Origin of the sequence: Afifella sp. JA880 (genome assembly GCF_025379905.1) — a bacterium.
In the GTDB taxonomy this organism is placed as follows: domain Bacteria; phylum Pseudomonadota; class Alphaproteobacteria; order Rhizobiales; family Afifellaceae; genus Afifella; species Afifella aestuarii.
This window is the reverse complement of record NZ_JAOANH010000003.1, coordinates 968,768-995,341: the sequence shown is the minus strand read 5'-3', so window position 1 is coordinate 995,341 and position 26,574 is coordinate 968,768. Positions and strand designations below refer to the sequence as shown.

The 26,574-nt window shown below is 64.5% G+C and carries 20 protein-coding genes; 2 read left to right on the top strand and 18 right to left on the bottom strand.

Translation table 11 applies throughout. The features are described 5' to 3' along the window. Positions 1-44: 44 nt before the first annotated feature. The 11 genes from upp to NYQ83_RS17560 all read right to left on the bottom strand — a co-directional run bounded on the left by upp (position 45) and on the right by NYQ83_RS17560 (position 11,482). Positions 45-689: a uracil phosphoribosyltransferase gene (gene upp / locus NYQ83_RS17610; RefSeq protein WP_261216161.1), complete on the bottom strand. Its 645-nt coding sequence runs from the start codon at positions 687-689 to the stop codon at positions 45-47. A gap of 124 nt (positions 690-813) precedes the next feature. Next, on the bottom strand, positions 814-2,034 hold the full coding sequence (locus tag NYQ83_RS17605) for a phosphopentomutase (RefSeq protein WP_261216246.1): 1,221 nt from the start codon (positions 2,032-2,034) through the stop codon (positions 814-816). Continuing rightward, positions 2,034-3,350, bottom strand: a complete 1,317-nt coding sequence (gene deoA, locus NYQ83_RS17600) for a thymidine phosphorylase (RefSeq protein ID WP_261216160.1) — start codon at positions 3,348-3,350, stop codon at positions 2,034-2,036. Before deoA ends, NYQ83_RS17605 begins: the two co-directional genes overlap by 1 nt. After that, on the bottom strand, positions 3,347-4,153 hold the full coding sequence (locus NYQ83_RS17595; protein ID WP_128292144.1) for a purine-nucleoside phosphorylase: 807 nt from the start codon (positions 4,151-4,153) through the stop codon (positions 3,347-3,349). The genes deoA and NYQ83_RS17595 overlap by 4 nt, the downstream gene beginning before the upstream one ends. Continuing rightward, on the bottom strand, positions 4,153-4,542 hold the full coding sequence (gene cdd / locus NYQ83_RS17590; RefSeq protein ID WP_128292143.1) for a cytidine deaminase: 390 nt from the start codon (positions 4,540-4,542) through the stop codon (positions 4,153-4,155). The genes NYQ83_RS17595 and cdd overlap by 1 nt, the downstream gene beginning before the upstream one ends. Before the next feature lies 1 nt (position 4,543). After that, positions 4,544-5,512 (bottom strand): ABC transporter permease, encoded by a 969-nt coding sequence (locus tag NYQ83_RS17585; protein WP_128292142.1) that lies wholly within the window; start codon positions 5,510-5,512, stop codon positions 4,544-4,546. Between the two features lie 34 nt (positions 5,513-5,546). After that, a complete protein-coding gene (locus tag NYQ83_RS17580; protein WP_128292141.1) occupies positions 5,547-6,686 on the bottom strand; it encodes an ABC transporter permease in 1,140 nt (379 codons plus the stop codon). Further along, positions 6,683-8,326 (bottom strand): ABC transporter ATP-binding protein, encoded by a 1,644-nt coding sequence (locus tag NYQ83_RS17575; protein ID WP_314733318.1) that lies wholly within the window; start codon positions 8,324-8,326, stop codon positions 6,683-6,685. Before NYQ83_RS17575 ends, NYQ83_RS17580 begins: the two co-directional genes overlap by 4 nt. Positions 8,327-9,156: 830 nt before the next feature. Continuing rightward, positions 9,157-9,645: a CAP domain-containing protein gene (locus NYQ83_RS17570; RefSeq protein ID WP_261216159.1), complete on the bottom strand. Its 489-nt coding sequence runs from the start codon at positions 9,643-9,645 to the stop codon at positions 9,157-9,159. A gap of 16 nt (positions 9,646-9,661) precedes the next feature. Next, positions 9,662-10,336 carry a hypothetical protein gene (locus NYQ83_RS17565; RefSeq protein WP_261216158.1) on the bottom strand — a complete coding sequence of 225 codons (675 nt, stop codon included), beginning with the start codon at positions 10,334-10,336 and terminating at the stop codon, positions 9,662-9,664. Between the two features lie 123 nt (positions 10,337-10,459). Beyond that, positions 10,460-11,482: a BMP family protein gene (locus NYQ83_RS17560; RefSeq protein ID WP_409977020.1), complete on the bottom strand. Its 1,023-nt coding sequence runs from the start codon at positions 11,480-11,482 to the stop codon at positions 10,460-10,462. 116 nt (positions 11,483-11,598) lie between these two features. On the opposite strand from NYQ83_RS17560, the gene glk reads away from it, so the two are divergent. Beyond that, positions 11,599-12,624 (top strand): glucokinase, encoded by a 1,026-nt coding sequence (glk, locus tag NYQ83_RS17555; RefSeq protein WP_261216157.1) that lies wholly within the window; start codon positions 11,599-11,601, stop codon positions 12,622-12,624. Between the two features lie 6 nt (positions 12,625-12,630). On the opposite strand, the gene hrpB is transcribed toward glk, so the two are convergent. The 7 genes from hrpB to NYQ83_RS17520 form a co-directional block, all read right to left on the bottom strand. Continuing rightward, positions 12,631-15,090, bottom strand: a complete 2,460-nt coding sequence (gene hrpB / locus NYQ83_RS17550; RefSeq protein ID WP_261216156.1) for an ATP-dependent helicase HrpB — start codon at positions 15,088-15,090, stop codon at positions 12,631-12,633. Then, entirely contained in the window at positions 15,087-15,752 is a 666-nt protein-coding gene (locus NYQ83_RS17545) for an ATP-binding cassette domain-containing protein (protein WP_261216155.1), read from the bottom strand. The genes hrpB and NYQ83_RS17545 overlap by 4 nt, the downstream gene beginning before the upstream one ends. Continuing rightward, a complete protein-coding gene (locus NYQ83_RS17540; RefSeq protein ID WP_261216154.1) occupies positions 15,749-17,497 on the bottom strand; it encodes an ABC transporter permease in 1,749 nt (582 codons plus the stop codon). Before NYQ83_RS17540 ends, NYQ83_RS17545 begins: the two co-directional genes overlap by 4 nt. Then, on the bottom strand, positions 17,467-18,678 hold the full coding sequence (locus tag NYQ83_RS17535; RefSeq protein ID WP_261216153.1) for an ABC transporter substrate-binding protein: 1,212 nt from the start codon (positions 18,676-18,678) through the stop codon (positions 17,467-17,469). The genes NYQ83_RS17540 and NYQ83_RS17535 overlap by 31 nt, the downstream gene beginning before the upstream one ends. Positions 18,679-18,784: 106 nt before the next feature. Beyond that, positions 18,785-20,566, bottom strand: coding sequence for a gamma-glutamyltransferase (ggt, locus tag NYQ83_RS17530; RefSeq protein WP_261216240.1), 1,782 nt, complete (start codon positions 20,564-20,566; stop codon positions 18,785-18,787). Between the two features lie 7 nt (positions 20,567-20,573). After that, entirely contained in the window at positions 20,574-21,479 is a 906-nt protein-coding gene (locus NYQ83_RS17525) for an SDR family NAD(P)-dependent oxidoreductase (RefSeq protein WP_128292131.1), read from the bottom strand. Between the two features lie 34 nt (positions 21,480-21,513). Next, a complete protein-coding gene (locus NYQ83_RS17520) occupies positions 21,514-22,857 on the bottom strand; it encodes an aminotransferase class III-fold pyridoxal phosphate-dependent enzyme (protein WP_261216152.1) in 1,344 nt (447 codons plus the stop codon). A 207-nt stretch (positions 22,858-23,064) separates the two neighbouring features. On the opposite strand from NYQ83_RS17520, the gene NYQ83_RS17515 reads away from it, so the two are divergent. Beyond that, positions 23,065-26,568 (top strand): PAS domain-containing hybrid sensor histidine kinase/response regulator, encoded by a 3,504-nt coding sequence (locus NYQ83_RS17515; protein ID WP_261216151.1) that lies wholly within the window; start codon positions 23,065-23,067, stop codon positions 26,566-26,568. The last annotated feature ends 6 nt before the right edge of the window (positions 26,569-26,574 follow it).

The following is a 26,574-nucleotide window of genomic DNA, read 5'->3' as shown; positions in this document are numbered from 1 at the left end:
GCAGGGGAGAAGAACGGGAGCCCGCTGCACCCCGCCGAAAAACCCTATTTCGTCCCGTACATGCGGTCGCCGGCATCGCCGAGGCCCGGCAGGATATAGCCGTGCTCGTTCAGATGGCTGTCGATCGCGGCCGTCACCACCGGCACGTCGGGATGGGCGGCACGGAAGCGTTCCACGCCTTCGGGCGCGGCGAGCAGGCAGACGAAGCGGATGTCCTTCGCCCCGCGCTCTTTCAGGCGCTGGATCGCCGCGATCGCCGAATTTGCCGTCGCCAGCATCGGATCGACGGCGATGACGACACGCTCGTGCAGATCTTCCGGCGCCTTGAAGTAATATTCCACCGGCTGCAGCGTCTCCGGATCGCGGTAGAGCCCGACATGGGCGACGCGGGCCGCCGGCACCAGATCGAGCATGCCTTCCAGGAGGCCGTTGCCGGCGCGCAGGATGGAGGCGAAGACGAGCTTCTTGCCGGCCAGGGTCGGCGCCTCCATCGTGGCGAGCGGCGTCTCGATGGTCGTCGTCGTCAATTCCAGGTCGCGCGTCGCCTCATAGGTCAAAAGTGCTGCAATCTCGCGCAACAGGCGGCGGAAACTCGCCGTGGACGTGGCCTTGTCGCGCATGATCGTCAGCTTGTGCTGCACCATCGGATGATCGACGACGGTCACATCCCGTCTCGTTGAAGCGTCCACGCCCCTCTCCTTCTCGTCTCTTGTTCGTCGGCGGCTTCTGTCTCACCCTGGGTGAAATGGGTCACGGCATCGAGGTCAACCCGCCGCCTTGAACCGAAAGGCGATATTCACCGGCGAAATCGCCTCAGATCATGCTCGCACCCGCGGCAAGAGGCGGCAGGGCAAGATGCGCCGACAATGTCTGGCCGACATCGGCATAGGTCGAAAGCTCGCCCGCCGGACGCCCTTCGATGCCCGGACCGAAGGCCAGAACCGGCACGGTTTCACGTGTGTGGTCGGTGCCCACCCAGGTCGGGTCGTTGCCGTGATCGGCCGTCAGGATGACGAGGTCGCCCGGCTTCAACAGCGCAAAGAGCTCCGGCAGGCGGCGATCGAAGGCTTCGAGCGCCGCCGCATAGCCGGCCGGATCGCGGCGATGGCCGAAAATCTGGTCGAAATCGATGAAGTTGGTGACGATGAGGTCGCCGTCCTTCGCCGCCCGCGCCGCCTCCAGCGTCTTGTCGAACTGGCTCTCGTTCTCCGGCGCCTTCAGCGTCTGCGTCACGCCGTGACCTGCAAAAATGTCGGAGATTTTGCCGATCGCCCAGACGTCGCGCCCCGCCTCCTTCGCCTCGTCCAAAAGCGTGCGCGCCGGCGGCGGCACGGAAAAATCCCGCCGGTTGCCGGTGCGCGCGAAACTCTCCGCGCTGTCGCCCGTAAAGGGGCGCGCGATCACCCGGCCGATGCGGTACGGGTCGCAGAGCTTTCTCGCGATCCGACAGGTCTCATAAAGGCGTTCGAGCCCGAAAGCCTCCTCATGCGCGGCGATCTGAAAGACGCTGTCGGCCGAGGTGTAGCAGATCGGCTTGCCGGTCTTCACATGCTCCTCGCCGAGTTCGGCGATGATCGCCGTCCCCGACGCATGCGTGTTGCCGAGAATGCCCGGCAGTCCCGCTTCGGCGATCAGCGCTTCGGTCAGCTCGGCCGGAAAGGCCGGCTCTTCGGCCGGAAAATAACCCCAGGCCTCGCGCAACGGGCAGCCGGCGAGCTCCCAATGGCCGGTCGTCGTGTCCTTGCCGCGCGAGCGTTCGCGGGCAAAGCCCCAGATCGCCTCCGGTGCCTCGACACGCTCCAGCCCCGCCGGATAGGCGCCCGACGCCGCCTCCGCGGCCCGCCCGAGCCCGAGCCGGTTCATGTTCGGGATGGTGAGCGGTCCTTGCCGCAGCCCGGCGCGTTCGGCCTCGCCTTTGGCGCAGCGCTCGGCGATATGGCCGAGCGTGTTCGCGCCCTCGTCGCCGAATTCCGCCGCGTCCTTCGCCCCGCCGATGCCGACGGAATCCATCACCAGGAAGAAACCGCGCGCCATCATTGCAGCCTTTCGACAATCAGTGGATTGGCCGAAACGGGTGTCTCGGCGATGTGATAGGCCCGCCGGATCGCATGCGCGGCATCGGCGAACGCCTCCTCGTCGCGGGCATGGACGAGCGCCAGGGGATGCTCCGGGCCCACCTCGTCGCCGATCGCGGCAAGCTGCGTCACACCGACGGCATGATCGATCGTATCTTCCGCCCGGCGCCGGCCGCCACCGAGTGTCACCACGGCGACGCCGATCGCGCGTGTGTCGATCGCCTCGACATAGCCCGTACTGGCGGAGCCGACCGTGCGCGCAAACGGCGCTTTCGGCAGATGGCCTTCCGGGTTTTCGACGAAATCCGCGGGTCCGCCGAGCGCGCTCACCATCTTCTGGAAGCGCTCCGCCGCCTCGCCGTTCGCAAGCGCCGTCCGCGCCATCTCTTCGCCCGCCTCGGCGGAAGACGCGAGCGCGCCCAGCCTCAGCATCTCGCCGACGAGCGCGATGGTGACCTTTTCGAGCCGCCGATCGCGATGCCGGCCGGTCAGGAAATCGACGGCATTCTGCACCTCGACCGCATTGCCGGCGGCCGAAGCGAGCGGCTCGTTCATGTCGGTGATGAGCGCCGCCGCCGGAAGGCCCGCCCCCTTCGCGACCGTCACCAGGCTTTCGGCGAGACGATGCGCATCGGCCGGATCGGCCATGAAGGCGCCGGTGCCCGTCTTCACGTCGAGGACGAGGCCGGAAAGCCCGGCCGCGAGCTTCTTCGACAGGATCGACGCCGTGATCAGCGGCACCGATTCCACCGTCGCCGTCACGTCGCGGATGCCATAAAAACGCTTGTCGGCCGGGGCGAGATCGCCGGTCTGGCCGATGATGGCGCAGCCCGCCTCCGCCACCACCTTGCGGAAGGTGGCAAGATCCGGCTGCGTCTTATAACCCGGAATGGAACCGAGCTTGTCGAGCGTGCCGCCGGTATGGCCGAGCCCGCGCCCGGAAATCATCGGCACCAGCCCGCCGCAGGCCGCCACGATCGGGGCCAGCATCAACGAGACATTGTCGCCGATACCGCCGGTCGAATGCTTGTCGAGGATGGGCGCGTCCGCCTCCGGCCAGGTCAGAACGTCGCCGGAGCGCGTCATCGCCTGCGTCAGCGCCACGATCTCCGCCTCGTCCATGCCGCGGAAGAAAACGGCCATGGCAAGCGCCGCCACCTGTCCTTCGGTGACGCTGCCGTCCGTCAGCCCCTGCACGAAAAACGTGATCTCGTCGGCGCTCAGCGCCGTGCCGTCGCGCTTGTTGCGGATGATTTCCTGCGGCAGAAAACTCATCTCGCCCCCTCCCCGGAGAAATGCCGCATCAAAATCGCCTCCAGCTTCTCTCCCCCGAGCGGTGCCACGGTCTTCGTCTCCTCGTGCGAAAGCTCACGCCCGGTCATGCCGGCCGCATAATTGGTGATGACGGAAAAGGCCGCGACGCGAAGCCCGAGAAAGCGCGCCAGGATGACCTCCGGCACGGTCGACATGCCGATCGCATCGGCACCCAGAATGCGGGCGGCGCGGATTTCCGCCGGCGTTTCGAAGGACGGCCCGCTCACCCACATATAGACGCCCTCGGCGATCTCGCGCCGCGCCTCTTCGGCCGCGACCCGGAAATCGCCGATCAGCACCCGGTCATAGGCCTCCGTCATGCCGACGAAGCGCGCGTCGGAGGCCTCGCAGATCAAGGGATTGGCGCCGAGAAGGCTGATATGGTCGGTGATCTGCATCAGCGAGCCCGGCGGCATGTCCTCGCGCAGGCTGCCGGCGGCATTGGTCAAAATCAGCGTTTCGACGCCGAGAGCTTTGAGCGTCTCGAGCGCCGGGCGCATCACGTCGGCGCGGCCATGCTCATAAAAATGCGAGCGCCCGGCCATGAGCGCCACCGGCGTGCGCCCCAAAATCCCGAGCACCAGCTCACCGGCATGACCGGAGACGGAGGGCCGCGGAAAGCCGTCGAGCTCCGCATAGGGGATCGCCACGGCGTCCTGGAGCTTGCCCGTCAGGCCCGACAGGCCGGAGCCCAGAACGATCGCCGCCTTCGGCGCCATTCCGGCGCGGTCGGCGATGGTCTTTGCGGTTGTCTCGGCTCTCATCATTCCTCGTCCAGATCGAAAGCGAGCGGCAGGAGCGTGCCGAGCGACGCATAGGCGACGGGGCCCGTCGCATCGCAGAGATGCACGAGCGTCTCTTCGGTGCCGAATTCGCGCAGCCGCTGGCGGCAGCCGCCGCAGGGCGTGATGCGTGGCATCTTGGCGGCGAGAATGGCGATTTCGGCAATCTCCCGTTCGCCGGCCGCGACCATCGCCGCGATCGCCGAGGTCTCCGCGCACCAGCCTTCCGGAAAACTCGCATTCTCCACATTGGCGCCGACGAAAATCTTGCCGTTTGCGGTGCGCAGCGCCGCTCCGACGGGAAAATCCGAATAGGGGGCATGCGCGTTCAGCATCGCCTTCCGCGCCGCCTCGAAAAGATCGCGCGCCATTCTAGCGCTCCTTCACGTAAGGGATGCCGCCGGCCTTCGGCGGCACTGCGCGGCCGATGAAGCCTGCGAGCAGGATGACGGTCAAGATATACGGGAGCGCCTGCATGAACTGCACCGGCACCTCGCCGATCACCGGCACGTTGGCGCCCTGCAGGCGGATCGACACGGCATCGAGAAACCCAAAGAGGAAACAGGCGCCCATGGCCGGCCAGGGGCGCCATTTTGCGAAGATTAAGGCGGCGAGCGCGATATAGCCCTTGCCGGCCGACATGTTGACGATGAAGCCCGCCGATTGCGCGATCGCGAGATAGGCACCGGCGATTCCCGTCAGAATGCCGCAGATGATGACGGCCCGGTAGCGCAGGAAGGGGACGGAGACGCCCGCCGTATCGACCGCCGCCGGGTTCTGCCCGACGGCGCGCAGCCTCAGGCCGAAACGGGTGCGAAACAGCACCCACCAGGTGAGCGGCACCATCAGGAAGGCGACATAGACGATGAGATTGTGCCCGGAAATGAGCTCGTAATAGATCTCGCCCACGACGGGCACGTCCCGCAGCGCCTCTGCCCCCGGCAGGGTGATCGCGCCGAAGCGCGCATCGCCACCGAGCTGCGGCGTGCGCCCGCCCTGCGAAAACCAGGCCTGACCGAGAAGCGCCGTCATGCCGGCCGCGAGAAAGTTGATCGCGACGCCCGAGACGATCTGATTGCCGCGCTGGGTGATGGAGGCAAAACCATGCACCAGCGCCAGCACGATGGAGGCCGCGATTGCGGCGAGAAGCCCGAGCCAGGCGGAGCCCGTCCAATAGGCGGCGGCCGCCGCAAAGAAGGCGCCGGCCAGCATCTTGCCTTCCAGGCCGATGTCGAAAATGCCGGAACGTTCCGAATAAAGCCCGGCGAGACAGGCGAGAAGCAGCGGCGTTGCGAGCCGCACCGAAGAATCCAGGATGAGGACGATCGTGGTCAGATCCATCTTCGTCTCCCTCCGGCTCGCACTCTCCCCCGCCTCACGACCTCTCCTCCTCGGCCACGACGCGCTCGCGTTGGCTCGTCGACATCAGCGCAAACGCCCGCCCGATCCCTGGCCGGAACATGTGTTCGAGCGCGCCGGCAAAGAGAATGACGAGCGCCTGGATGACGACGATCATGTCGCGCGAGATCGTCGGCATGTCGAAGGCGAGCTCCGCGCCGCCCTGATAGAGCATGCCGAAGAGAAATGCCGCGAGCACCACGCCGACGGGATGCGCGCGGCCCATCAGAGCGACCGCGATGCCGACGAAGCCCGCGCCCTGAACGAAATCGATCTGCAGCCGCTGCTGGTCGCCCATCACCGGGTTCAAAGCCATCAGCCCGGCGAGCCCGCCGGAGACGAGCATCGTGACGATGGTGATCTTCACCGTCGAAATGCCGGCATAGACGGCAGCCGTCGGATTGAGGCCCGTGGCGCGGATCTCGTAGCCGATCTTCGTGCGCCAGATGAAATAATAGACGAAGACGCAGGCCGCGAGCGCGACGAAGATCGAGATATTGGCAGGGGCCGCCCCCATATCCGCGCCGAAGAGATGGAAGAGCCCACCGAGTTCCGGCAGCGTGCCACCCGCCTCGAAGGTGCGCGTTTCCGGCTGCATGGAGCCGACCGGCGACAGATGGTCGACGAGGAGCCAGACCATCAGCGAAGAGGCGATGAAGTTGAACATGATCGTCGTGATGACGATGTGGCTGCCGCGCTTTGCCTGCAGATAGGCCGGAATGAGCGCCCAGGCGGCGCCGAAGAGCGCGGCCAGGACCGTCGCGACCGGCAGTGTCACCCACCAAGGCACATAGCGGTCGAGCGCCAAGGCCGCGACGGCGACGCCGAGGCCGCCCAGATAGGCCTGGCCCTCGCCGCCGATATTGAAAAGGCCGGCATGGAAGGCGACGGCCACCGCGAGCCCCGTGAAGATGAAGTTCGTCGTATAAAAGAGCGTGAAGCCGACGCCCTCGCCGAAGCCGAGTGCCCCCCAGATCAGGATTTTTACCGCTTCCAGCGGGTTCTCGCCGATGAAGAGCACGACGAGGCCGGCGACCAGGAACGCCACGACGACATTGACGAGCGGGATGACGCCGACCTCGACCCATGTCGGCAGCTTTTCGAACGGCGCGCTCATGCTTTTGGCTCCGCTGCGCTCGCGCGGCCCATTTCGCCCTCCGCTTGAGCTTCCTCAGCGCTCTCCCCTTCACCCTCCTCCGGCGTCACGCCGGCCATCATCAGGCCGAGCTCGCCTTCCGAGGCCTGGGGCCCGCGCTCGCCGACGATCTTGCCGGCGAACATGACGAGGATGCGGTCCGACAGCGCGCGGATCTCGTCCAGCTCCACGGAGACGAGGAGGATCGCCTTGCCCGCATCGCGCATTGCCACGAGCTGGTGGTGGATGAACTCGATCGCGCCGATATCGACGCCTCTGGTCGGCTGGCCGACGAGGAGCACGTCCGGGTCGCGCTCCATCTCGCGGGCGAGCACGATCTTCTGCTGGTTGCCGCCGGAAAAATTCGCCGTCTTCAGCCGCGGGTCGGGCGGGCGGATGTCGTATTGCTGCATTTTTTCGCGCGCTTCCGCCTCGATCGCGCTCCGATCGAGAAAGGCACCGCGCCCATAGGCCTTGTCGCGGTGATAGCCCAAAATGGCGTTCTCGTTTTCCTCAAAGCCCATGACGAGGCCCATGCGGTGGCGATCCTCCGGCACATGCGCGAGTTTCGAACGCCGCCGCATCGCGGGATCGGCGCGACGGGCGAGATCCTCGCCATCTGAAAGCCGGATTTCGCCCGAGGTCGCGGGACGGATGCCCGACAGCGCCTCCAGAAGCTCCGACTGGCCGTTGCCCGAGACGCCGGCAATGCCGACGATTTCGCCGGCGCGCACCTCAAACGACACGTCCGACACCCGCGCCACGCCGTTGCCGTCGACGACGGAAAGGTTTTTCACCGTCAACAGCGGTGCCCCTGGCGCCGCCTCGCCCTTTTCCACGCGCAAGAGCACATGCCGGCCGACCATCAGCTCGGCGAGCTGTTCCGGCGTCGTCTCGGCGGTCGCAAGCGTCGCCACGATCTCGCCTCGGCGCATGATCGAGACATTGTCGGTGATCGCCATGATCTCGCGGAGCTTGTGGGTGATCAAAATCACCGTCTTTCCCTGGCTCTTCAGCTGGCGAAGGATGCGGAAGAGATGATCGGCCTCCGACGGCGTCAGAACACCCGTCGGCTCGTCGAGAATGAGCGTATCGGCGCCGCGAAACAGCGCCTTCAGGATCTCCACGCGCTGCTGCAGCCCGACCGGCAGATCGCCGACGACGGCGTCGGGATCGACCTGCAGTTCGTATTCGCGTTCGAGACGTTTCAATTCCGCGCGCGCCCGGCTCACGCCCGCCTTCAGAAGCGTACCGCCCTCCGCCCCGAGGATGACGTTTTCCAGAACCGTGAAATTGTCGACGAGCATGAAATGCTGATGCACCATGCCGATGCCGGCCTTGATGGCATCGTCCGGCGAGGTGATTTTTCGCTTCTCGCCGCGCACGAAAATGTCGCCGGAATCGGCCTCGTAGAACCCGTAGAGGATCGACATCAGCGTCGATTTGCCGGCCCCGTTCTCACCGACGATGCCGTGGATCGTGCCTTCCTCGACGACGAGGTCGATGTTGCGGTTGGCCTGGACCGCACCAAAACTCTTGCTGATGCCGGAAAGCGCGATCGCCGCGGGCGCCTGCATGTCGAGCTCGCCCGGCATCCGGCCCGGCACCTCATCACCGGACATCATCGGCCCCCGCCCCCAGATGCGTTGTGGGCCGTCTCATGGGCTGCCGGATTTCTGCCCTCGAGATCTCCGCCCGGGCAAGCCCTGGCTGCGTGGGTTCTTGCCACCAGGGTCGCCCCCGCGCGAACTCTCGTTGCCCGAACCTTGCCGGCCCGAACCCCCGTTGCACGGACCCTGCCGGCCCGCACCTTGCTCATCCGAACCGATGCGGCCTCATACCCGCCTTTCGGCCGGGCGGCCTTTGCTTGCCGATCGTCTGTGTCGGGTCGGTCCGTTGTCAAATTCATGCAAGGCAAAACGCGTGGCAGGCCGGAACATGGCCGGATGGGACGGCTTTCCGCCATCCTGGCACGCCCGGCCGCCGCTTGCACGCCGAAATCATCCTTCGCAAGCGCCCGAATCCCGGCTTTTTTGCCTGCCGCGGCGTCAGGTTTTTCGGCTGCCGCTACGTCAGGTTTTCGAGCACCACGGTCGATCTCCAAGCACGAGGCCACAGCAGACCTCCAAGCACAGGAGCCAGCGATGGGGTGTTCTTCCCCCGCCCCTGTGTGCCTGAGGGGAGAAAGTGGCGTCGAAGGCGTTCGATGAGGGTGACACCTCGATGCACTCAGGCGCCAGCGATGGGGCCTTCTTCTCCCCGCCCCTGTTCCTTGGGGGGAGAAGGTGGCGCCGAAGGCGCCGGATGAGGGGTGATCTCTCAATTCGCCTCAGAGGCCGCAGCAGCCGCCACCCCTCACCGCCCGCTGCGCGGGCACCTCTCCCCAGCGGGCGAGGAAAGGTGCTCGTGGTATCGGCGGGAGATCCGCGACCGAGCGAGATCGACGAAACCCCTACCGCATCGCCTGCCGCGGCTCCCGTTCCGTTCCCAAAATCAGCGCATAAAACCCGCCGGAGCGCGCGGTGGGGGCGACCGCGCCGGCGAAGCCGATCTCGGTCACATAAGGGTTGCGCAAATTCTTCTCGTGCCCCGGCGAGGCGACCCAGCCCTGGAATGCGGCGGCCTCGCTCTTGTAGCCACCACCGAGGTTTTCCGCGATCGCGCCCCAATCATAGCCGACGGCCGCCACCCGCTTCGGCAGTTTCCCGGCGACGGTATGGCTGATGTCGTTTTCCCGCGCCATCGCCAGCGCCTGGCGCTCGGCCACCACGTTCAGCCGCGGCGACACGGTGACCGGCCCGAGCCCGTGGCGCGCCCGATACTCCGTCACCATCGCCCGCATCGCCGCCTCGTCGACCGGCACATTGCGCGCCTCGAATTTTTCGGATGGCCCGGCACAGGCGGCGAGGAGAAGCGTGACAACGAGAATGAAGCTGCGCATTGGAAAACCTAGATATTCATTTATGTCCGAAGCTCAGGAGAGCGTCATCAGCTTCTTTGATTTGATCTCGTAGACGGATCGTCTCCTCCTGCGCGACGTCGTCAAATCGAAGAATCGCTGACGAAACTTCGGAGGCAAGTCCGTCCAACTCCTGCTCAGCGACATCCGCCCGATTTATGAGGTCATTCCATTCCTCATCGGAAAAACAATGATCTGGCCCGCTCTGATCCTCGCTTGCGGGAATATGAATAGCGCCCATTGTGTCAGCCAATCTTCTTAGCGCCTCTATAACCTCATCAATGGCCGCCTCCACTAGGGCTGGGTCGCGGTTGTCGGTCCTGTATGACTCAAGCTCGACGATGAGTCGTCGTGTTAGCTTCTCCTGATCAAAGGCCCAATGAGGATTTATCTCCTTATTATATTGGCGCGTCCATCCAATACCCGTTTTGACTTCATCGCTAAAGGATGTCAGCTTTTTCGACTCTCGCCTCCAGCGCGCCCTGAGGGTAGACTGACGCTCATCTAGAAACTCCCTGTGCATCAACGTAGTCTGCAATGACATACGGTCTAGCTGCCGCCACACCGGTCGCGCTGTAACATAAGCAGCAAACAAAGCGACCAAACCAGCCAGAAGCGCCTGATATTCATGTATTATCCATACACCCTCCTCAATAAAATTTCGGATATTCACTTTCTTAATGCTCCCTAATCAATTTTTCCAATTCTATTCTGACAGATACACTTTATAAAAATATTGCTTTGCGCCCCGAACCTTGGTCTGGGGCGCATCATCTCGTACCATCGCGCTCCGCACTCACTTCATCGCCGGGCAAGAATTGTCCGACATGTAATCATGCACCTTGATCTTGCCCGAGGTGATCTCTTTTGAGGCTTCTTCCACCTTGGTCTTCATCTCGTCGGTGATGAGGTCCTTGTTGGAGTCATCGAGCGCCCAGGCGACGCCGTTTTCGGCGAGGCCGAGATTCTGCACGCCGCCCCATTCGTCCATCGAGACGCCGTTTTGAACGTCCTCGAACGCCTGATAGACGGCGTTGTCGACGCGCTTCACCATCGAGGTCAGAACCGAGCCCGGATGCAGCATGTTCTGGTTGGAATCGACGCCAATGCCGAGCTTGCCGGCGTCAGCGGCCGCCTGCAGCACGCCGATGCCGGTGCCGCCGGCGGCGTGATAGACGACGTCGGCGCCGCGGTCGAACTGGCTCTTGGCAAGTTCGCCGCCCTTCACCGGATCGTTCCAGGCCGCGCCCGTCGTGCCGGTCATGTTGGCGTAGATCTCGATATCGGGGTTCACGGCTTTGGCGCCTTCGACATAGCCGCATTCGAACTTGCGGATGAGCGGAATATCCATGCCGCCGATGAAGCCGATCTTGCCGGTTTTCGAGGCCATCGCGGCCAGCATGCCGACGAGATAGGAGCCCTCATGCTCCTTGAAGACGATGGAGCGCACATTCGGTTCGTCGACGACGGCATCGATGATGGCGAATTTCGTCTCGGGATATTCCTCCGCCACCTTCTCGATCGCCTGGGCCTGCGAGAAGCCGATGCCGATGACCGGGTCGAAGCCGCGCTGGGCGAAGCGGCGAAGCGCCTGCTCGCGCTGCGAATCGTTCTGCAATTCGAAGTCGCGGTAGTCAGTCCCGGTCTCTTCCTTGAAGCGCTCCGCGCCGATATGCGCCGCCTCGTTGAAGCTCTTGTCGAATTTGCCGCCGAGATCATAGACGATCGCCGGCTTGAAATCCTGCGCCAGCGCCTGGCCGGCCGATATCGCCATGGCGCATGCTGCAAAAGCGCCGGTCGCGAACCGTATGAGACCCATTCCGTTCTCCCTTGAAGTCTTCGCTGGCGGCTTTGCCGCCCAGGTTGCCATGGGCCTCAGATTGACATGGGCTCATGTGCGTTGCACCTCCTTTATCAGGCTCATCCAGGTTCGATATGGCGTCTTCCCACAAGATCGAAACACTCGCCTTTCCCGTCCTTCTCGGTGATATCGGCGGCACCAATGCCCGCTTTGCGCTTCTTCCCGGCAGGGACGAGGAGGTGCTCCACTTCGCGCCGGTCCGGACGGGCGACTTTCCCAACATCGAAAGCGCTGTCCGTGCGGCGGTCCTCGCCCAGACCGACATCCGGCCGCGTTCGGCGCTCTTTGCGCTCGCCGGACCAATCGACGGCGACGAGGTCGATCTCACCAATGCCGAATGGATTATCCGCCCACGCGACGTGATGGCAGCGACCGGCATCGAAGACGTCGCGCTTCTCAACGATTTCGAGGCGCAGGCGCTGGCGATCTCCGCGCTCGACGATCCCGGCATGACGACCGAGGCGATCGGGCCGGAGCTCGCGCCGCAAGAGAATTGCCGCGTCGTTCTCGGCCCCGGCACCGGGCTCGGCGTCGCCGGCCTCGTCTATGCCTCCGGCCTGTGGACGCCGGTGCCGGGCGAAGGCGGGCATGTGGCGCTCGGGCCGGATGCCGACGACGAATTCCCGATCTGGCCGCATATCGAAAAGGAGGGCGGGCGCATCTCCGCCGAGGCGCTTTTGGCCGGGCGCGGCATTCCGCGCCTCTACCGGGCCGTGGCCGCCGCACGCGGGCTTGCCGCAAGCCTTTCAACACCGGCGGAGGTGACGAATGCGGCACTTGGCGGTCAGGATCCGCTCGCGCTTGCCACCATGACGCTCTATTGCCGCCTCCTCGGGCGCGTCGCGGGCGACCTTGCCCTCGTCTTCATGGCGACGGGCGGCGTCTTCATCGCCGGCGGCATCGCCCCGCGCATCGCGCTTCTCCTCAAAGAGGGCGAATTCCGCCACGCCTTCGAAGCAAAATATCCGCATGAAAACCTGATGCGCCAGATCCCGACGCGCCTCGTCACGGCCGAGCAGCCGGCACTCACCGGCCTTGCTGCCTTCGCACGCGCGCCTGAAAACTTCTCCGTGCCGCTCGACCGCCGCCGCTGGCGTTAAATCGGCTCAGCCCTTGCGCCGTTTCGCGCCGGTCGAGGGGGCGGCCGTCGCCGGGTCTTCCGGCCAGTCGTGTTTCAGATAGCGGCCGCGCATCTCCGCGCGCACGTCGCGCCACGAGCCGCGCCAGAAGCCGGGGAGATCCTGTGTCACCTGCATCGGCCGCCCGGCCGGGGATAGAAGCTCGAAGGTGAGCGGCAGGCGCCCGTCCAGAATCCTCGGATGTACATCGAGCGAAAAAAGATTCTGCGGGGTGATCGCGACCGTCGGCGTCTCTCCCGAATAATCGATCGCGACCTCGCGGCCGGATGGCGCGACGAACGTCGCCGGCGCCTTGCGATCGAGCTCTTTGAGCAGAGACCACGGAATCAGCGGTTGAGTCACCTCTTTCACCGAGTCTCGGCTGATTCCGCCGAGCGAGAGACTTGTCCCCGCCAAAGGCAGGAGCCATTCCTCGGCGCGTTCGGCCAGGGCTTCGTCGGAGAGGTCGGGCCAGGCGTCGCCTTCGTGCCGACGCAAAAAGGCAATGCGATCAAACATTTGCCGGGTTTCGTCGGGCCAGGGCAGCGCCTCCAGCCCACGCTTCAGCGCTGCCTCGGCGAGAAGCGCCGCGGCTTTCTCCGGATCAAATGATTTCAAAGGCTTAGCGGAAATCACGAGCGCCCCAAGCCGGCGCACACGCCGCGCATTGATGCGATCCGCCGCCGAATCATAAGAAAACTCATCGTCTTCTGAAATCTCGAAAACCGCCTCGATCTCGCCCCGGGTCAGCGGTGCGGCGAGCAGAATGCGCGCATCGGCGCCGCTGCCCTGGACCTCGGCGATCGCCAAAAACTCTTCTGCTGCACGGGGATCGTCCTCGTCGACATAGGCGCCGCGGCCGTTCGCCATCAAAAAGCGGCCGCCCGGCCCGCGCGATTTTGCGATCCTTTCCGGCCAGGCGGCGGCGAGATGAAGCCCCGCCGAGGTCGCCCCCTCTCGCGGCTTTCGCCCGACCGTCTCCTCCGCCAGCCGCGCCCACCGCGTCGCCGCCTCCCGCGCCTTCGCCCCCCGCCCCCCGCGCGCGCCGCGGACGATCGAGAGGCGGTGATGAAGGTCCGTCGAGCGCCCGCCAAGCCCTTGTTCTGACACGAGAACCGCGATCTCTGCGGCTTCCCGCGCCGCGCCGTTTTCGGCCGCCGCAAGGATCATATGGGCAAGCCGCGGGGCGAGCGGGAATGCCGCCAGTGCCTTTCCATGTTCGGAAATCAGGCCTGAGCGGTCGACCGCGCCGAGGCGGGAAAGGAGCTCCATCGCCTCCGAAAAGGCGGCCTTTGGCGGCGGATCGAGCCAGGCGAGCGCATCAGGCTCGCGCACCCCCCAGGAGAGAAGCGACAGCACGAAGGCGGAGAGCTCCGCCTCCAGGATTTCCGGTCGGTCGAAGGGCATGAGCCCGGCATTCTGCGGCTCGTCCCAGAGCCGCAAGCAAAGGCCCGGCTCCGTGCGCCCCGCCCGGCCACGCCGCTGATCGGCGGCCGCGCGCGACGCCCGCACCGTCTCGAGCCGCGTGAGGCCGGAGCCCGGGTCATAGCGCGGGCGCCGTGACAGCCCGCTGTCGACGACGATGCGCACGCCCTCGATCGTCAGCGACGTCTCGGCGATCGCGCTCGCCAGCACTACCTTGCGCCGCCCGGCAGGTGCGCAACGCACCGCTCTGTCCTGGTCTTTCAGGTCGAGTGCGCCGTAAAGCGGTGCAATCTCGACATTTTTCCCAACTTTGCCGGAAAGCCGGTCGGCAAGACGCAGGATTTCCCCCTGGCCGGGCAGAAAAGCGAGGACACTCCCCTCCTCCTCGCGCAGAGCCTGCAGGATTGCGGCTTCCACGCCGTCTTCGGTCCGCCTTTGCGGAGCCTGGCCGAGGTAGCGGGTCTCAACGGGAAAGAGCCGACCGGCGCTCTCAACCACCGGCGCATCATCGAAGAGCGCGGAAAAGCGCGCTCCGTCGACCGTCGCCGACATGGCGCAGAGCTTCACATCCGGGCGCAGCGCAGAGCGGGCATCGAGGGCCAGCGCCACACCGAGATCGGCATCGATCGAGCGCTCATGCACCTCGTCGAAGAGAATGGCGCCGATCCCCTCAAGGCCCGGATCATCAAGGATCATGCGCACGAAGACGCCGCCGGTGACGAGCTCGATGCGGGTTGCGCGGGAGATGCGACTTTCCATGCGCACGCGGTAGCCAACCGTCTCACCCACCTCTTCGCCGAGCATTTGTGCCATGCGAGAGGCGGCCGCACGCGCCGCAAGCCGGCGCGGTTCGACGACGATGATCCGGCCGCCCTCTGCCAGACCTTCCTCAAGCAGCGCAAGCGGTACGCGCGTCGTCTTGCCGGCGCCGGTCGGTGCGATGAGGACGGCAGCACCCGGCGCGCGCAAGGCTTCAAACAGCGCAGGAAGCGCCTCCTCGACCGGCAGACGCGAGGCGTTCATTCTCGGCTCGCTCCACCAAGCTCGATAACCGGCCCCCCGGCTGCCGCAGCGTCCTGGTGGTCATGCGTCACCAAAAGAACCGGGAGATTGCGCTTGCCGGCCTCGTCGAAGACGAGACGGCGCATCTGATCGCGAAGCGCCACATCGAGCTTCGAAAACGGCTCGTCGAGGAGAAGCGCGCGAGGGCGCGACAGGAGGGTGCGAAGAAGCGCGATGCGCGCTCTCTGGCCACCGGAGAGTGTCGCCGGGTCGCGGCCTTCCATGCCCTCAAGTCCGACCTCGGCAAGGGCTCCCGACACGGTTTCCTGACGCGCCTCACGAGAGGAGCCGGGCCGTAGGCCAAAGAGAAGATTGCCGGCCACTGACAGATGCGGGAAAAGCAGAGGATCCTGGAAGAGAAGGCCCATCTGGCGCGCTTCGGCCGGCCGGTCAGTCACGTCTTCGCCAGCCAAAAGCACGCGCCCCTCGACCGCAAAAATCGGATCGAGAAAACCGGCAGCAAACGCGAGAAGCGTCGATTTACCGGAGCCCGAAGGCCCCATCACGGTCAGGACCTCACCCGGTCGGATCGTCTTGTCGACGGACAGAAGGAGCCGGCCCGCGAGGCTGATCCTCACCTGCGAAAGGGTCAGGGCATCGGTTGCTTCGGGAGGTGAGATCATCCGCCCGCACGCATGGCCGCGCGGCGGCGAAAAAGCAAGGCGGGAACCAAGGCTGCAAGTCCGAAGCCAAGGAAGGGGAGAAAGGCTTGAACGAGCGCGGTCGCAGCCGTAATGCGCCGATCACCACCCGAGGACAGGGCCACAGCCTCGGTCGTCACCGTTGGCCAGCGCCCGGCACCGATCAGGAGCGTCGGCAGATAAAGCGAGATCGAAACGGCGAAACCAAGCGCCGTCGCGGTTGCGATCGCACGAGACAGCATCGGCAGCCGGATCTTCCAGAAGACGGCGTCCGCACTGCGCCCGAGACTCCGCGCGATCAAAGCGTAACGCGGATCGAGCGCATGCCAGGGCTGCGAGAGGGAAAGAAGCACATACGGGAAGACAAAGACGAGATGCGCGAGGATGACGGCCAAAAGCCAGCCGTCGAGGCGCAGCGACACGAGAAGCATGTCGAGGCCGAAGAGAAAGGCGATCTGCGGCACGAGAAGCGGCAGATAAAGCGCGACCAGCATCCGCGTGGTCGTCGTTCCGCCGGTGCGGGTCTCATATTCCAGCGCACCGAGAGCAAGGACGACGGCCAGTGCGGAGGAGAGCCCGGCAATCAAAAGAGCGTTGTCGAGAGGCCCGCCCAGCGTCGCCCCCACGCTGCGCCAGGTGTCGAAGGTCAGCGCATCCGGCCAAATGTCAGGGAAAGCCCAAAATCCAGCGATTGACCAAAGCGCCAGCGTGGCAAGACCGGCGAGAACGAGACCGCCGGCAAGGCTCATCGTCGCTCCCGCCAGATGGCGGACAAAACCGTCGCGGCGAAAGCGGTGACCCGACGCCATCAGCTTCGCTCCGACCCTGGCGACGAGCCATTCGAGAGCGAGCCACACGCAAATGGCAAAAAAGGCGAGCGCAAACTGAGCCAACGCGCCGGCAGCGGCGAGGCTCCGCAACGACAGGTCGGGATCCGACTGCCATTGCAGGATGCGCACGGCGAGTGGGGCCGGCGTCGTCGGCCCGAGAATCAAAGCAACATCGACGACGGAACAGGCGTAGGCGATGATGGCGAATATCGGCAGACGGAGCTGCGCGTAGAGCGCCGGCAGAACGGAAAAAAGGAAGGCCGCGACGCGCCCATAGCCGAGCGCTCGCGCCATTTTGAGGCGCGGCTCCGCCTCGACCTGAGGAAGGGCTGCGAGGGCCATCAGGAAGAGGAAGGGGATCTCTTTCACGACAAGGCCCGCCGTCATCGCAAGCCCAGTCGGATCATGCACGATCAGCCAGTCGGGTGGCCGCTCGAAACCGCTGGCCCAGGGCGACAACGCCCGCATCAGAAGGCCGGACGGTGCCATCAGGAAGGCAAGTCCGAAGGCCGCCGCCGCATGCGGGACAGAAAGGAGCGGCGCAATGAGGCGCCGAAAGACGCGAAAGACCCGCGTCCCATGCCAGGCGGCAACGAAGCCCATCACCACCAGAAAGGCGAGAATCGTCGTGCACAAACCCGCGCACAGGCTGAGGGCGAGGGAGACGCCAATGCCAGGCGCCCCGAGAAGCGCGATGAAGGACTTAAGCGAAAAATCCTCAAGCCCGAGAACAGGGAGATAGCCGAATGCCGGCAGCGCCGCACCGAGGAGGCCGGAGATCACCGGCAGCACCAGGAGCGCGAGGATCACAATTGGAAAGGCGACCAGCCGCGATTGCGGCCGCTCCAGTTTTTTTGGGGCTGATATTATTGGCCAGCTCCGTAGCGCCGCGCCCATTCTGTCTCCAGCCGCTCCATCCAGCTTGCATGCGGTTCGGGCAGGGCCTTGCCCAGTTCCTCCGGAGGCAAGGTCGCAACGCCAAGGTCGAGCGCGTCAAAGCGAGCGCGATCCGCCTTCGGCAGGCCAGCGACATCGAGCACCGTCGGATCGCCCCAGACATTCGGGTCCTGCTTGCGGGCCTGCGCCTCCGGCGACATGAGGAAATTCGCAACAACCATGGCGCCCGCCTTGGCATTGGCATTGAACGGGATCGCCAGGAAATGCGAATTGGCGATCGATCCCGCCTCCGGCACATAGCTTCTCACCGTGTCCGGCAATTCGTGGGCCGCAATGGCGCTCGAGGCATCTGCCGGATTGAAGGCAAAGGTGATGTCGACCTCGTTGTCGGCCAGAAGTCGGCGCAACGTCCCGTAGTTCTGCGGGAAGGCGCGTCCCTGCCGCCACAGAAGCGGATGGAGATCGTCGAGGAATGTGAAGAGCGGCTTTGTCTGACGGGCGAAGATCTCGTCATCGGCCGGCTGCATCAGAACTTGCGGATCGGGAGCGAGTTCGTAGAGCGCCTGTTTCAGAAAAGTGGAACCGAGAAAGTCGGGCGGCTGCGGATAGGTGAAGCGACCGGGATTGGCCCTCGCCCATTCCACGAGAGCCGGCATGGATTTCGGCGGATTTTCCAGGCGCGCCGTATCGTAGAAGAAGACAAGCTTCGCCATGCCCCATGGCGCTTCGAGCCCGTCGGTCGGCACGGTGAAATCGGTCTTGACCGTGGGCTTTCCCTCCTCATCCACGAAGCGGTAGTTCGGCAGCTTCGTCGCCCAGGGGCGGCCGAGAAGGAGACCTGCCTCTTTCAGAGAGACAAAGTTCTCACCATTGATCCAGACGAGATCGACGGCGCCATTCTCGTCGCGCCCAGCCGCCTTCTCCGCAACGATCTTGGAAACGACGTTCGCTGTGTCGGCAACCTTCACTTGCTTCAGCGTCACGCCGAAGCGCTCTTTAACCTCGCCGGCCGCCCAGGCGATGTAAGAATTGATGCGGGCCTCGCCGCCCCAGGCATGGAAATAGACGGTTTCGCCCTTCGCCTCGGCAACGACCGCGTCCCAGTTCTCCGGGGCGGGGGTCTCGGCGTGGGCCGTCGCGGCAAAGAGCAGCGCAAAGGCGGCGGCAAGAATTCTCAACATGGGCGTTCCATCTTTCTCCCGTGTCATCGCCTGCGGGTAGGGCTGAGCTGCACCTTGAGAGCGCGGCCGGAACGTAACGGGCAATGCAAAAAACGGTGAGCCAGGCTCACTGCCCGATCGCAATCCCTTCGCGGCGCGGATCGGCACCGCCGGAGAGCCCGTCTTCGCCAATGGCGATCGCATGGAGACCGGAATTGAGGTCGCGCGTCTCGACCTCGTAGCCGAGAGCTTCAAGTCCCTCCCGCAGATCCTCCGCGGACGTGCCCGCCTCCAGATCAAAAGTGCCGAAGCGATTGACGACATGCGGCAGGGCGGTGGCCTCCTGCACGTCCAGACCCCAGTCGAGAATGCCGATCAGAGCTTCGGCGACATAGCCGATGATGCGGCTACCGCCCGGTGAGCCGATCGCCAACACGGGTGCGCCATCACGAAAGACGATGGTCGGCGCCATCGACGACCGAGGCCGCTTTCCCGGCTCCACCCGGTTTGCCACCGGACGCCCGTCCTCCTGGCTTTTGAAGGAAAAATCCGTGAGTTCGTTGTTCAGGAGAAAGCCGCGCACCATGAGGCGCGAGCCGAAGCCATTCTCGATCGTCGTCGTCATGGAGACGACATTGCCGTCGCTGTCCACAATGACGAAATGGCTTGTGGACGGAAACTCGATCGCCTGATCGTCGGCGAAATTGAAGGCGTGATCCCATTGCGGCTCGCCGGGCTCGGCCGTCTTAAGACGCACCTCGCCTTCCAGCAGCTTCGCCCGTTCCTTCAGATAGGCTGGATCGAGAAGCCCCTTGATCGGCGCCGGCACGAAATCCGTATCGGCGAGATAGCGGCCGCGATCGGCGAAAGCGAGACGAGAGGCATCGCCAATCAGGCGCCAGGCGGCAACGCTTTCCGGCCCGAGGGCGACCAGATCGTACGGTGCCAGCAGGCCCAGGATCTGACCGACCGTTACGCCGCCGGAAGACGGCGGGCCCATGCCGCAAATATCGTAAACGCGATAGGCAACGCAGACCGGATCACGCGCTTTCACCTCGTAATTCTTGAGATCCTGCAGCCGCATGACACCGGGATTGGCGTCGAAGCGATGGATGGCGGCGACAATGTCTTCCGCCACAGGACCCTCATAGAAGGCGTCGGCGCCCTTCTCTGCGAGAAGTCTGAGCGTTGCGGCATAAGCCTCGTTCTTGAGACGGCCGTCGCCGGAGAGGGCCGCCTTGAGATCGTCGAGGAAATAGGCTTTCGCAGTCTCCTGACGGGCAAGGCTGTCGGTTTCTTCAGCAACGAGGCCGGCAAGGCGCGGTGAAACCGGAAAGCCGTCTTCGGCATGCCGGATCGCGGGCTGAAACAGGTCCGGCCACGAAAGCTTGCCCCAACGTTTATGCGCCTCTTCCAGCAGCCTGGGTGTGCCGGGTACGCCGACGGAACGCCCGCCGATGACCGCATCGAAGAATTCAAGCGGCTCGCCTTGATCGTCCAGGAAGAGTTCCGGCGTCGCGGCGGACGGCGCCGTTTCGCGGCCGTCGAGGGTTACAAGCTTCTTCGCAGCGGCATCCCAGTAAAGCAGGAAGGCACCGCCGCCGAGACCGGAAGATTGCGGCTCGACGAGGCCAAGCACGAGCTGCACCGCCACCATCGCGTCGATGGCACTGCCGCCCCTTTTTAGGATCTCAGCGCCGGCTTCTGCCGCGAGCGGGTTGGCTGCCGCCACCATCCAGTCGGCCGCGTGAACAGGAGCGGTCGCGGGTTCCGCCACCGGCGTCGCAAGCTCCGGCTGAATGCGATCCGAGACGTCCTGCGCCCCGGCGGCAGATGGCACGGTCAGACAGACACAGGCGACGAGTCCTACACGGGCGAGCCCGCGCAGGGTCGAGAACGGGGCAAGCATGGCGGGCCTAGAGATGCTGGCCACCGTCGATGTTGATCTCAGCCCCGATGACGTAGGAGGCGGCCTGCGAGCAGAGGAAATGCACGACTTCCGCCACTTCCTTCGGATCGCCGATGCGGCGCATGGGCACGTCGCGCTCCACCACCTCGTCGGTGCCCGGAGACAGGATCGAGGTCATGATCTCGCCCGGCGCGACGGCATTGACGCGGATACCGGAGGCGGCGAGCTCATGGGCGAGTTCACGGGTCAGCGCCGAAAGCGCAGCCTTCGAGGTCGCATAAGCGGCGCCAGCGAAGGGATGGATGCGGAAGCCGGCGATCGAAGTGATGTTGACGACAGCGCCATTGGCACGCCGCAACGGTTCGCGCAGCCCCTGCACCAGCACGGCCGGAGCGATGAAATTGACCATATGGACGTCGCGCCAGATTTCGAGCGGCGTCTCCGCGGCTCCAAGCCGGCCGCCTTCGGTGTTCTTGGGCGAGATGCCGGCATTGTTGACGAGCGCCGTCAGCCCCTTCTCTCCGACGCGTTCGCGCAGCTGGTCGATCGCGTACTGGATCGACTTCGGATCGGAGAGATCGACCTCAATGTGGCGGACATAGCCTTCCGCCCAAGGACAGACGCGCGAGAACGGCGTGCGGGAGAGGGTGTAGACCTCCCAGTTCTCGTCATAGAACTTGCGCACGATGGCGTGGCCGATGCCACGACTTGCGCCCGTGACGGCCACGATCGGGCGCAAGCCCTGATCGGCGGCAAGCGCGGTATGATCCACCGGGCATACGGCCGGGGCGTCCGCCGAGGGTTCGGCGGGCGCATCGTGAGCATGGGCCGGACAGCCTTCCGGAGGACGTGTCTCCGTGGGCGCGGCGTGTGCGGGGCACTCGCCCGGCTTGTCGATCGTCCTGTCGTCCATCACGGCCTCTCCTTCCGGGGGCCGTATGGCCCCCTCAGGCGAGCGTCGTTTCCACCGCCCGCCGGAATTTCTCAGCAAATTCGCCGACATGATCTTGCTCGATCACGAGCGGCGGCGAAACAGCAATAATGTCGCCCAAGGCACGGACCATCAAGCCTTCCTTCCAGCAGGTCTTGAAGATCGCCTGGCCCCGCTTGCCGGGTTTTTCACCCGGACGGAACTCCACCGCGCCGATGAAGCCGTAATGGCGGATATCGACGACTTCCGGCAGGTCGCGGAGGTTGAAGAGCGCATCGCCCAGAGCATCGCCAACCGGACCCGAGGCGCGGGTCAGAAGATTTTCGCGCTCATAAACATCGAGGCATGCGATCGAGGCCGCGCACGCCAGAGGATGCGCCGAATATGTGTAGCCATGCAGGAGCTCGACACCGCCTTCGGGGCCGCGCGCCATGATCTCGTCATGGACGAAGTCTGCGACGGCGACCGCGCCCATCGGGACCGTGGCGGCCGTCAGACCTTTTGCCATCGTCGTGATGTCGGGCTTCACGTCGAATTCCTGCGAGGCGAAGGGCGAACCGAGGCGGCCGAACCCTGTGATGACCTCGTCGAGGATGAGAAGGACGCCGGTCTGATCGCAGATCTCGCGCAGCCGCTTCAGATACCCCTTCGGCGGCAGATAGACACCGCCAGCGCCGATCACCGGCTCGACAACAACGGCGGCGACTGTGGAAGCGTCGTGGAAAGCGATCAGCTCGGCCAGCTCTTCAGCAAGCTCCACGCCGTGCTCGGGCAGGCCGCGGGTGAAAGCGTTTTTCTCCGGCAGATGCGTGTGGCGCAGATGATCGGCCGGCAGCCAGGAACCGAAGGCCGTACGGTTGGCGGTGATGCCGCCGGCGGAAAGACCGCCGAAGCCCACACCATGATAGCCTTTCTGGCGACCGATGATTTTCTTGCGGCCGCTCTGCCCGCGCGCATGGTGATAAGCATAAGCGACCTTGATCGCCGTATCGCAGGATTCAGAGCCGGAATTGGTGAAGAGGATATGGCCGAGACCATCCGGCAGGATCGCGGAGAGGCGGTCGGCGAGTTCGAAGGAGATCGTGTGGCCAAAGCCGAAACTCGGCGCGTAATCGAGGACCGGGAATTGCTCGGCAATGGCCTGGCCGATTTCCTTGCGTCCGTGGCCGAGATGCGAACACCACAGGGCGCCGCTCATGTCGAGGACGGGGCGGTCATCGGGCGTGTAGTAATACATGCCCTCGGCGCGCGCGATCAGACGCGGATCGGTCCGGAAATCGCGGTTAGGGGTGAAGGGAAGCCAATGGTGCTCGAGGCTGATTGGCCGATTGCGGGAGAAGTAGGTCGGTTGCTCGTTCATATACTATGGGTGCACCCGGCCCCAATCGGCGTCAACTCATCTTGTGAGCATGAGCCGCGACAGAATCTTGCAGAGCTCCCGCGTCCAAAAAAGCCGCCATCGCCCGCGCCCGGACCGCGTTCTTTGCCCCCTGTCGTGCATTCGCCTCCACGCCTATGATCATGTGCAGATGACACAACCAAGATCCGTCGTCCCGCGGGAAGGAAAATGAACAACGGTCTCATCGCCGTCCTGGCCGCGATTCTTTATATTGGTACGCTTTTCGCAATCGCCTCCTACGGGGATCGGCGCGTACAGCGGACCGGAGCGAGCGCGCGTCCGAACCTCTTCGCGCTCGCCCTTTCCGTCTATTGCACGTCATGGACGTTCTTCGGTTCGGTCGGCCTTGCCTCGCATTCCGGCCTCGGCTTTCTGCCGATCTATATCGGCCCGATCCTGATGTTCACCTTCGGCTTTCCGATCTTGCGGCGGATCGTGGCTCTGTCGAAGGAAGAGCGCATCACTTCCGTCGCCGACTTTCTGGGGGCCCGCTACGGCAAGAGCCAGGCGGTCGCCGTCGTCGCCACACTCATTTCCGTCATCGGGGTCATTCCCTACGTGGCACTGCAGTTGAAGGCGATCTCGTCGTCGATCTCGACCATGGTCCCGGAGCTCGGCGCCGATGCGGCTGAAGCGCTTCCCCTTCTGGGCGACACGGCCTTTATCATCGCCGTGGTGCTGGCGATCTTCGCCATCCTTTTCGGCACGCGCCACGCTGACGCGACGGAGCACCAGCACGGAATGATGCTGGCCGTGGCCTGGGAGGCGGTGGTCAAGCTCATCGCCTTTCTGATTGCCGGCATCTTCGTCGTCTTCTTTCTGTTCGGAGGACCATCTGAGCTTTACGCGCTCGCAGTCGAAAGCCGCGAGGTCCAGACAATGGTCTCGAACGGCCTCGTCGGCGGCGAATGGGTGGCGATGACGGCGATCGCCTTCACCGCGGCAATCCTGCTGCCGCGGCAATTCCACATCACCGTCGTGGAAAACAATTCCCTCGCCGAGCTTGAGCGAGCACGCTGGCTGTTTCCGGCCTATCTCGTCGCCATCAACATCTTCGTCGTCCCGATCGCGATCGCAGGTCTGATCGCTTTCGGCTCGTCCGTCGATGCCGATCTTTTCGTCCTGGAATTGCCGCATCGGGCGGATTTCCCGATCGTCGCGCTAATCGTCTTTCTCGGCGGTCTTTCCGCCGCAACGGCCATGGTCATCGTCGGCTGCGTGGCGCTTGCCATCATGGTCTCCAACGAGATCGTGCTTCCCGCCTATCTGAAGCGGCAGCAGACGCGCCAGCGTGATGACATGTCCCGCTTCATCCTGAGCGTGCGCCGCATCGCCATCACCGTCATCTTGTTGTGCAGCTACGCATATTACCGCGCGGCCGGCACGGCAGCGCTTGCCTCGATCGGCCTCCTCGCTTTCGCAGCCGTGGCACAGCTCGCGCCCGCCTTCTTCGGCGGACTTCTGTCACGCCGGATCACGGCCCGTGGCGCCATTGCCGGCATGACGTCGGGGCTCGCCATCTGGACCTATACGCTGCTCCTGCCAACTTTCGTCAAGGCGGGACTCATCGGTGAGGGATTTCTCAATCCAGGGCCATTCGGCATTGCATGGCTCCGGCCGCAGGCGATGTTCGGTCTCCACCTCGATCCCCTCTCGCACGGCGTCTTCTGGAGCATCAGCGTCAATTGCGCCTTGATGATCCTCGTTTCTCTGGCGCGCGCGCCGGAAGCGATCGAACGCCTGCAGGCGAAGATCTTCGTCCCCTCCGAGATGGGGCCGACACCGGCACTCAAGCCATTGCGCACGCATGTCACCTACGGCGACCTGAAGGAGACGGTCGCGAGATATCTCGGCCAGGAGCGTACATCGCGTTCATTCGCCAATATGGAACAGGCGACTGGCCGCTCGACCGACCTCAGCGAGCCGGTCGACCACCAGGCGGTTCGCTTTGCCGAGCAGCTTCTCGGATCCGCCATCGGCGCGGCCTCCTCCCGCCTCGTCATGTCGCTGCTTCTGAAGCGCAGCGATCCTTCGACACGCGAAGCCCACCAGCTCCTCGACGACGCTACGGAAGCGCTCCATTACAATCGCGACCTCCTGCAAAGCGTGCTCGACCATATGCGTCAGGGCATCGCCGTCTTCGACCGGGATCTGGCGCTCATCGCCTGGAACCGGCCTTTCCGTCAGATCATGCATCTGCCGATCGAGTTCGGTCAGGTCGGCGTCTCGCTCCGCGATGTTCTGCGCCATACCGCACGCATCGGCTTCCTCGGCGAGGGAGATCCGGACCGGCTCGCCGATCAGCGCATGCATGCGCTCGTCTCACGGCTGCAACCCTTCGTATCACGCCACCCAGCCACCGATAGCGTCATCCGCATCGAAACCCGCCGCATGTCCGATGGCGGCATTGCGCTCACCTTCTCCGATGTGACCGAAGAGGTGGAGAGCAAACGGGCGCTCGAAATGGCGAAATCCAATCTCGAGCGACGGGTGGAAGAACGCACCGCCGAGCTCACCCGCATCAACGAAGCTCTGAAGAAAGCGAGTGCGGCCGCGCAGGAAGCCAATATCTCCAAGACACGCTTCATTGCAGCAGCCGGCCACGACATTCTGCAGCCGCTCAATGCGGCGCGGCTTTACGCGACCGCGCTTTCAGACCGCACGAAAGATCTCCCGGCCGCCCCTCTTGTGCGCGACCTAGAAGCCTCGCTCGATTCCGTGGAGGAGATTTTCCGAGCAGTCCTCGATCTTTCGCGTCTCGACACCGGTGCGATCACGCCAGAGCTCAGACCCTTCAATCTGCGCAAATTGTTCGATCAGATCCGTGTCGAGTTCGAGCCCATGGCGCGCGAGAAAGGCCTTGAGTTCCGGATTTTGCCGACATCCTTGTCGGTGACGAGCGATCCGTCGCTGCTTGGACGTCTCTTGCGGAACCTCGTCTCCAACGCCATCAAATACTGCGCCTCCGGCCGGGTGGTCGTCGGCTGCCGGCGCAAGAACGCCATGGTCTCCATCGAGATCCTCGATACGGGCATCGGTATTCCCTTGTCCGATCAGGAAGTGATCTATCAGGAATTTCGGCGTCTCGATGCCGGCGCCAAGGTGGCTCACGGTCTCGGTCTCGGGCTTTCGATCGTGCAGCGGCTCGCACGGGTTTTGGGAGCTGAGGTGCGTCTGCAATCCGCCGTTGGAAAGGGAACGCATTTTTCCGTCACGGTGCCTCTGGCGATCGCCGTGCCGAAGGAAACGAGCGAAGGCGCTCCTCCCGCACCGCCACCGGGCTCGGTTTCCGGACTTACCGTGCTTTGCATCGACAATGACGAAAAGATCCTCTCCGGCATGGCGGCGCTCCTCGCCGGCTGGGGCTCGACCCCGCTGACGGCCAGCAATATGCGGGAGGGCATGGCGCTGTTGCACCAAGAGCGCACACTGCCCGATCTTATCCTCATCGACTATCATCTCGACGAGAGCGACGGGCTCAGCGTCGTCACGGACATGCGCTGGAAACTGAGCCGGACCGTGCCGGCGATCCTGATCACCGCAGACCGTTCTGAAGAAGTGCGGCAGGCCGCGATGAAGGCCGGCGTCAGGATCCTCAACAAGCCTCTGAAGCCCGCGGCACTGCGCGCCTTGATGGCGCAATGCAAACCCGCATCCGTGGCGGCAGAATAACGGCTT